Origin of the sequence: uncultured Phenylobacterium sp. (assembly GCF_902826855.1) — a bacterium.
Classification (GTDB): Bacteria; Pseudomonadota; Alphaproteobacteria; order Caulobacterales; family Caulobacteraceae; genus Phenylobacterium.
In genome coordinates this window covers 1-5,963 of record NZ_CADEGK010000250.1, presented here as the reverse complement: position 1 = coordinate 5,963, position 5,963 = coordinate 1, and the positions used below count along the sequence as shown (strand labels likewise).

6 protein-coding genes are annotated in these 5,963 nt (G+C 69.6%); 1 reads left to right on the top strand and 5 read right to left on the bottom strand.

Going from position 1 to position 5,963, the window contains the following annotated elements; translation table 11 throughout:
- The coding region (locus QZV94_RS22385; protein WP_293682200.1) for a TonB-dependent receptor at nucleotides 1-785 on the top strand (785 nt) is incomplete at its 5' end.
- A gap of 3 nt (nucleotides 786-788) precedes the next feature.
- Here the strand turns inward: QZV94_RS22385 and QZV94_RS22380 are convergent.
- From QZV94_RS22380 to QZV94_RS22360, 5 genes are all read right to left on the bottom strand, one after another.
- Nucleotides 789-2,099, bottom strand: coding sequence for an ammonium transporter (locus QZV94_RS22380; RefSeq protein WP_293682197.1), 1,311 nt, complete (start codon nucleotides 2,097-2,099; stop codon nucleotides 789-791).
- A 189-nt stretch (nucleotides 2,100-2,288) separates the two neighbouring features.
- Nucleotides 2,289-2,864, bottom strand: coding sequence for a GNAT family N-acetyltransferase (locus QZV94_RS22375; RefSeq protein ID WP_293682194.1), 576 nt, complete (start codon nucleotides 2,862-2,864; stop codon nucleotides 2,289-2,291).
- A 217-nt stretch (nucleotides 2,865-3,081) separates the two neighbouring features.
- Nucleotides 3,082-3,360 carry a hypothetical protein gene (locus QZV94_RS22370; RefSeq protein WP_293682191.1) on the bottom strand — a complete coding sequence of 93 codons (279 nt, stop codon included), beginning with the start codon at nucleotides 3,358-3,360 and terminating at the stop codon, nucleotides 3,082-3,084.
- Between the two features lie 14 nt (nucleotides 3,361-3,374).
- Entirely contained in the window at nucleotides 3,375-4,547 is a 1,173-nt protein-coding gene (locus tag QZV94_RS22365; RefSeq protein ID WP_293682188.1) for an HWE histidine kinase domain-containing protein, read from the bottom strand.
- Nucleotides 4,544-5,963 (bottom strand): ATPase domain-containing protein (locus QZV94_RS22360; RefSeq protein ID WP_293682185.1); only part of this gene is annotated, 1,420 nt, incomplete at its 5' end. The genes QZV94_RS22360 and QZV94_RS22365, both read right to left, overlap by 4 nt.

The following is a 5,963-nucleotide window of genomic DNA, read 5'->3' as shown; positions in this document are numbered from 1 at the left end:
GGAAGCAGGTGCGCACCGTGACCGCCGAGCTGGGCGCGCGGGGTCGGCTGGGCGTGGTGCGCTGGAATGCCAGTCTGTTCCGGGGCGAGAACCATAACGACATCCTGTTCGTGGCCGACGACCTCTCCGGATTCGGCTACTTCAAGAACTTCGGGCGCACCCGGCGGGAGGGCGCAGAGCTGGGCGTCAGCGGCGAGTGGGGCCCGTTCTCGGCCGGGGCGAGCTACACCTACTTGCGCGCCACCTACCGCACGGAGGAGGTCGTCGGCGGCGCGGGCAACAGCAGCAACGAGACTGGTCCGGGCTTCGAGGGCGAGATCGAGATCGAGCGCGGCGACCGCATCCCGCTGGTCCCGAAGCACCTGTTCAAGGTTCAGGCCGCGTGGCAGGTGACGGAGGCCTTCAGCCTCAGCGCCGACATGCTGGCCTCGAGTGGCGTCTACGCCCGCGGCAACGAGAACAATGAACACGAGCCGGACGGCGTCTTCTACCTTGGTCCGGGCAAGACCAAGGCCTACGCCGTGTTCAACGCGGGCGCTGAGTGGACACCGCTCCCCGCGCTGAAGCTGTTCGTGCAGGTCAACAACCTCTTCGACGCCAGGTACGAGACCGCCGCGCAACTGGGCGCCACCGGCTTCACAGATAGCGGCGCCTTCATTGCCCGCCCCTTTGCGACGCCGGTGGTCGATGGCGAGCGGCCGGTGCGCAACGCCACTTTCTTCGCCCCGGGCGCGCCGCGGATGGTTTGGGCCGGCGTCCGCTATCGGTTCGGCGGCGCGCGGTAGGACCTAGGACGCCTGGTAGGCACGCTCCCCGTGGGTGGAGAGGTCCAGCCCGTCCTCGACGGCCTCGGGGCTGGCGCGCAGGCCGACCGTGAGCTTGCAGACCAGCAGGATCACCGCCGAGGCCACGGCCGACCAGGCGCAGACCGCCGCCACGCCCAGGCTCTGGACGCCGAGCTGGCTGAGGGGCGTCATGCCCTCAGCATAACCCGCCCCGCCAAGGCCGGTCATGGCCAAGCCAGAGACCGCCAGCGTGCCCAGGATGCCGCCCACGCCATGCACGGCGAAGACGTCCAGGCTGTCGTCCAGCTTCATATGACTCTTCACCAGGTCGACCGCATGGAAGCAGACGATACTGGCCGCGGCGCCGAGGATCAGGCCGCCGATCGGCCCCACGAAGCCCGAGGCCGGGGTCACGGTGGCCAGGCCGGCCACGACGCCGGTCACCGCGCCGATCATGCTGGAGCGTCCAAAACGGATCCGCTCGATCACAGCCCAGGTCAGGCCGGCGGTCGCCGCCGACAGGTGCGTCGCCACCAGCGCTGAGCCGGCGGCCGCGTCGGCGGCTAGCGCGCTACCGGCGTTGAAGCCGTACCAGCCGACCCAGAGCATGCCCGCGCCCATCATGGTCATGCCGGGATTGTGGGGCGGGTGCAGGTCGCGCGGGAAACCATCGCGAGGCCCCAGCATCGCCACCGCCACCAGCGAAGAGACCCCGGCCGTGGCGTGCACGACCAGGCCGCCGGCGTAATCCATCACGTGCAGGTTTGCGAGCCAGCCACCGCCCCAGACCCAGTGGCAGACCGGCGCATAGACCAGGAGCAGCCATAGGCCCGAGAACAGCAGCACAGCGCTGAACTTGATCCGCTCGACGTACGCGCCGACGATCAGGCCGGGCGTGATGATCGCGAAGGTCATCTGGAAGGCGAAGAACACCGATTCCGGCAGCACCCCGGTCACCGAGGCGCGCAGGTTGGGCAGGCCGAACTTGGCCAGGTCGCCGATCAGCGGATGGGTCCCGGAGAAGGCCAGGCTGTAGCCGCCCAGCATCCACAGGACCGAGGCCAGGCAGGCGACGGCCACGCAGTGCATCATGACCGACAGCGCGTTCTTCGCGCGCACCAGGCCGGCGTAGAACAGCGCCAGCCCGGGCAAGGTCATGAACAGCACCAGCGCCGTGGCCGCCAGGATCCAGGCGGTGTGCGCCGGCTCCGCAACCGGGGCCGGGATGGCGGCCGCGGTCTGGGCGGTCGCGACGGTCGCGGCGCCCACGGAAAGCGCAGCGGAAAGCCCGGCGAGCACGCGAACTCGGATCATGGCGTCTACCCCCTTCGCCAGCGCTCGCCGCGGATTCCCCGCCTCTGCCTACGCGCCAGGCGACGATGCATAGGCATTGTGCAGAATGCCCGCCAATGGGGTGCGGACGAGCGTCGGCTTGAAGCGGTCACTCGCCCGCAGATTCGCCGATTTTTCGGGCAAATGGCGCCGAAAAAGCCGGCAAATCACTCAATTCCCCTGTCGCGCGAGCCAGGCCTCACGGGTCAGGATCCACACCTGCCGCTCGCCTGGGCCGGACATGAAGTCCTTGGGCTCGACCCGCAACCGCTCGGCTCCCTGCTTCTCCTTGATGCGGCCGGAGGCGTGGTTCTGCGTCGAATTGGTGAGGTAGAGGAACGGCCACGCCAGCACTTCGAAGGCGTAGCGGGTGACCGCCTCGGCGGCCTCCGTCATCAGCCCCTGGCCTTGCAACTGCGGATCCAGCCAGAAGCCGCGCATGTCCTGCAGCTGGCCATCGAAGGGCCACAGGTCGATGCGGCCGCGCGCCTCGTCGTCGCCACCCTTCAGCGTGATCACCCAGTAGAACTTCTCGCCCCTGGCCCTGGTCTCTAGCGACATGGCGGCGTTGGTGACCGCGCCGTCGTCGGGATAGGGCCACGGAATCCCCGCGTGCAGGTGCTTGACCACCTCCCACTGAGGGAAGAGCCGCTGCATGGCGGGGGCGTCGCGCATCTCCAGCGGACGCAGGATCAGCCGTGCGGTCTCCAGCACGGGGGTAGGGGGCAGGGGTATGGTGTCAGTCATCTCCGGTCTCTGTGAAAATTCCGGAGGCCGGGAGCGCGCCTTCCTGTTCGTCCAATGCCCCGGCCGGTCCGGCGGGGCTTGGGAAGGGAAGGCTAGGCGCGGACCGCGCGCACAGAACCGTCCGATCGCCCCACGAGGGTGGCGCCGTTGCAACCGGACGGATTGGCGGTGGTGCGAACCATGGCGCGCGCCTGTAGCACAGGCGTAGACGGAGCGCCTAGGGGGCATCCTCCGGCTCCGCCAGCGACTGGGGCCGACATCGCTGCCAGCCCCTGCGCGCCAGCGCTACGCCCAGCAGCGCCGGTGCGACGCCCACGAGGGGACCTATCAGGAGGATGCTCATCAGGTTCATCGGCCGCGGCGAGCCGCGGATCCCGGCGGCGATCTCTTCCCAGAGGAACAAGAGCAGGCCGCCACCGAAAACGACCGCGATCGCCGCCCCCGCGGTGATCATCGCCACGCCGATCAGCCGCTGAGTGAGGGAGACAGGGATCATGCCCCGTCATCAGGTCAGGCGAATCGCGAACGCTCAAGGCCCGTGCTCGGCCCCAGGCGCCGGTTGGCGGCGTCCCAACTGCGGTCGTCGTCCGCCGCGCCGGGGTGCGGCGGCGCCAGCGGCGCCGTCGGGTTGGACGCCAGGTCCGCGGTGATCCGGCAGACCACTCCGGTCGGCGGGTATGCGAGCTCGACGGCGCCCTGCAGGTCCGCCGCCAGGCCGCGCTCGATCAACCGCGTGCCGAAGCCGCGGCGGCTGGGGGGCGAGACGGTCGGCCCGCCGGACTCCTGCCACAGCATATGCAACCGGCTGCCCTCCCGTCGCCAGCCGAAGTCGACGCGGCCTTCGGGCCCGGACAGCGCGCCGTATTTCACCGCGTTGGTGGCCAGCTCGTGGAACGCCAAGGCCACCGCGATCGCCATCTTGGGCGGCAACCGCACCTCCGGCCCCGTCAGCACCAGGCGCTCGTCCCCGGCGCCGGCGCGGAACGGTTGGGCGGCCTGGTGAGCGATCTCGCGCAGGTTTGCGCCGGCCCACTGCTCGTCGGTCAGCACGTCGTGCGCCTTGCTGAGCGCCAGGATGCGCGACGTGAGCGTCTCGCGGACACGTAACGGGATGTCCTCGCCGCGCAGGGTCTGGGCCACGATCGACTGGACGGTGGCCAGGGTGTTCTTCACCCGGTGGTTCAGCTCGTTGACCATCAGGCGCAGATGCTCCTGGTCGACGGCCTGGCGGCTGACGGCCGAGCGCAGGGTCTCCAGGCGCTCGCGGGCGTCGTACTGGCGCCGGCGGCCCCGCAGCGCGGTCTGCACCACGCTGACCAGCGTCGTCGGATGAAACGGGCGCTCCAGGAAGCTGATGGCCCCCAGCGCCTGGATGAAGCGTCCCGCTGCGGGGTTGCGCTCGGCGCCGCCGCCGCGGCGGGTGAACACGATGATCGGGAAGTCCGACCACGGCGGCTGCGCCTCGATCCAGTGGGCGAGGCCGGCGTAGTCCTGATTGTGCAGGGCTTCCTCGACGATCAGGGCGACGCCGGCGCCGTGTCCGAGTCCGGCGACCAAGTCCGTCAGGTCCGCGCAGACCGTCGACTCGAGACCGGCTGAGCCGAGGACCTTGGCCGCGACCTGGGCGTCGCGGCCCTGGGGGGCCAGCACCAGCGCACGCTCGGAACGGGCGTCAAAGGTCATGCCGAACGGTCGCCCAGCAGCCCCGCTCCGGGTCCCACGAAGTTGGGCACGCCGCGCAGTATGCCCTGGAACTCGGTCAGCGGGGGCCCGACGCTAAGGCCCTCCTCGCCGATCTGGTACTCGCGGATGGTCTTCTCGTGTTGGCCGGCGCGCTTCTTGATCACCGAGATCGCGCGTCGCACCTCGCCGGCGGCCTCGAAATAGCGCAGCAGCACCACGGTGTCGGCCAGGTACGTCACGTCCACCGGGGCCTTCATGTCGCCCACCAGCCCATGCTGGGCGACGGTAAGGAAGGTCGTGGCGCCCTGGCGGTTCAGGAACTGCAGCAGCTCGTGCATATGGAGCAGCAGATAGTGCTCCTCCGGCATGGCCGCCTGGTAGCCGTTGAGGCTGTCGATCACCACGGTGCGGATGCCGTGCTTCTGGACACAGTCGCGGACGTTGGCGGTGAACTCGCCGGGGGAGAGCTCTGCCGCGTCGATCTGCTCGAGGATCAGGTCGCCGCTGTCGATCAGCTTCGTCAGGTCGGTCCCGAGTTTCCGGGTCCGGTCCACGAGCAGGCCCTTCTCCTCATCGAACAGGAACAGGGCGGCCTTCTCGCCCCGCGCGATCGCCGAGGCGATGAAGCTGATGGTGAGCAGGGACTTGCCCGTGCCGGCGGGACCCAGGATCAGGCAGCTCGAGCCGCGCTCCACCCCGCCGCCCAGGAGTGAATCCAGGCCTGCCACATCGCTGGGCAGTGGCGTGCGGACGAACTCCGAGCGGTGCTCGCTGGAGACCAGCCGCGGGTAGACCTCCAGGCCGCCGGTCTTGATCGTGAAGTCGTGGAAGCCGCCCCGGAACCGGCGGCCGCGATATTTCACCACCCGCACGCGGCGCCGCTCCGCGCCGTACTCCGGCGCCAGCTCCTCAAGGCGCACCACCCCGTGGGCCACGCTGTGGACGGTCTTGTCCTGGCTCTCGGCCGTGAGGTCGTCCAGCAGCAGAACCGTGGTGCCGTGACGGGCGAAGTAGTGCTTCAGCGCCAGCACCTGACGGCGATAGCGCAGGGATCCCTGGGCCAGGAGACGGATCTCCGAGAGGCTGTCGATCACCACCCGGTGCGGCTGGGCGTCTTCGACCGCCTGCAGGATCAGCCGCGTGGTCTCGCCCAGTTCCAGATCCGACGAGTAGAGCAGGCTCTGCTGCTGCTGCTCATCCAGCAGGCTTTCGGGCGGGGCCAGCTCGAAGATCTGGATGCCTTCCAGGCCCCAACCGTGTGACGCGGCCGAGTCGCGAAGCTCTGCTTCGGTTTCCGAGAGGGTGATGTACAGGCCGCGCTCGCCGGCGGCCGCGCCTTCGCGCAGGAAGCTGAGCGCTGCCGTCGTCTTGCCAGTGCCAGGGCTGCCTTCGAAGAGGAAGAGGCGGTCGCGCGCC